Origin of the sequence: Cellvibrio sp. BR (assembly GCF_000263355.1) — a bacterium.
In the GTDB taxonomy this organism is placed as follows: Bacteria; Pseudomonadota; Gammaproteobacteria; order Pseudomonadales; family Cellvibrionaceae; genus Cellvibrio.
Window position 1 is genome coordinate 183,371 of record NZ_JH668206.1, and the last position, 2,205, is coordinate 185,575.

The following is a 2,205-nucleotide window of genomic DNA, read 5'->3' on the forward strand; positions in this document are numbered from 1 at the left end:
CAAACGATTGCATCAACCGAGTTTGAGGTAACGCCGAAAGCGGAAATAGACGGAGTAAAAGATTTTTCCAGCTGGACAGCTGATATCCCACTAACTGCGCTTGCAGAAAATGAAATTAAAGTGATTGCAACAGATGAGAACGACAATACGATTCCGAACGAGGATGCTAATAAGGTCACTATTCGGCAGGCCGATGTCTTGAGTGCATTCCCGGATGAGGTGAATCAGTTTGATTATGCGGTGAGTCTTGTTTTTGACACTTATGATGGACGTAATCGAGTGCTTGTTGCGTCATCCTATGGTGGCGATCAAAATGTCATAGCCGTTGATTTAGCAACAGGGCGTAGATCAATTGCTTTTACATCCCCTGACTGCAGCCTGTTTGGATTAACAATTGATCCCTTAAGTAAACATATCTTTGGGGTATGTAGTGGTAATTTATATGAGTTCAATTTAAGTGATGGTAGTTTAATTGGTACTTATAGGGTTGAAGGTTCTGTTACCACAATACCAGCCATTGTGCTTGACAGAAACAATGGTCGAAACCGATTAGTATTATTAGAACGTAGAGAATCTGAAGCATCAGGAAAAATAATTTCGTTTGCGTTGGACACTAAAATATTTTCTACTATATCTGCTGTAGATCAACTGCCGTCTTTTCAGGTTAGCGAATCTATTCTATCGGATGGAGACAATTATTTAGTGCCTGGTAGCGATCTCAATAGTGATTTCGGTGGCCAGATCATTAGTGTGAGTGCATTGGATGGCACTCGAAAAATATTGTCCGATAATACCATCGGTACCGGAGATCTTTACGGAGGAGTTGGCTTTCGGGATATGCCAGTATTATCAACTATGGTTAAAGATCCAAATGCAAACAAATTTTTCGTATTTGAGTATTGGTCCAGCAGAATATTTACTCTCGACCAAGAAACGATGAATCGAAAAATATTCAGTGATATTTCTTTCAATCAACAGGGTATTGTTAGAAACGAAGTTGGATCTATTGATATGGATACCGATGGAGTTAAAGGGCATCTTTATATTGCTGACGAGCGACGGAAATCTATTATCATAGTTGATACTGAAACAGGCGCAAAAGTAATCCTTTCAAAATCAAAAAATAACCGCTGATAGCTAAACGTCCTAAACAATTCAGCGAGCACTACCAAGTGCTCGCTGAACTGGCAATCTCCAAAAACCATATACGTTAGCAACGTGTATCATCTCGCTCCCAAATATATTTTCATTTCGGCTCAGAGACTGACCAATAGCGCGTCGCAATTCTAATCCGCAATACGATACCCATTAACACGATCTCAAAAAAATCCACTAGAAATCACAACTGTTCGAGCGCTGTAAAACTGGCGCCAAAAACATCAATTGTCATCATTTTCACTCCTAAAAATAAAACCGGGTCACAAAATGTCTAAAAAAGCGCCATGTATAGTCAATTTCCTACAGCCAAGGCTTATTGCTAGCAGGTAAAATCCGCGCCTTTTTAAACACACCGCTTCATTCGATAGCTCCTCTCTTTATCGCAAAGGAATCATTACTATCATGACGATAGCTACACTGCACCGCGTATTCTCCCGAACCGTTTTACTCCTGGGCTTCACTGCACTTGTCGCTTGCGGCGGAGGTGGTGGGGGAGGCGATAACACAACGGCCTCACGATCCAGTAACAGTACTGCTGGTATCAGCAGTTCGGTGGGTGTCAGTAGCATTGCCCCGAGTAGCAGCAGTGCCTCTTCTATTCCGCTTCCCGATACTATTCCCAATAGCTTTAGCTTTAACTCTGTTACTGGCGTGGAGTTCTCTGCAGTAACGCCTTCTGAGGCTGTAACCATTTCCGGTATTAACACTCTCACCACCGTGAGTGTTACGGGTGGGGAATATTCTATTGATGGCACTGCGTTTACCGCGATCGATGGTCAAGTCAGTAATGGACAAACACTCGCCGTGCGATTGACCGCGTCGGCGGTGCACAGTACTACTTCCAGTGCGACGGTGACTGTTGGCGGAGTGAGTGCGAGCTTCAGTGTGACTACCAAGGCCGATACCACGCCGGAGGCTTTTAGTTTTGAGCCCGTAACTGATGCTGCGCTCGATACGGTGTATACCTCCGGTGCAATTACGGTCACTGGCATTGATGCGGCCGTGCCCATCACTGTCACTGGTGGTGAATATGCGATTAACAGTGAG

1 protein-coding gene and 1 pseudogene are annotated in these 2,205 nt (G+C 43.9%); both read left to right on the plus strand.

Annotated elements, in window-relative coordinates; genetic code table 11:
- A partial coding sequence (locus O59_RS19060; RefSeq protein WP_040393510.1) for a hypothetical protein occupies positions 1-1,134 on the plus strand: 1,134 nt, incomplete at its 5' end.
- Positions 1,135-1,560: 426 nt separating this feature from the next.
- Positions 1,561-2,205: pseudogene (locus tag O59_RS19065) on the plus strand (hypothetical protein); the annotation flags it as partial.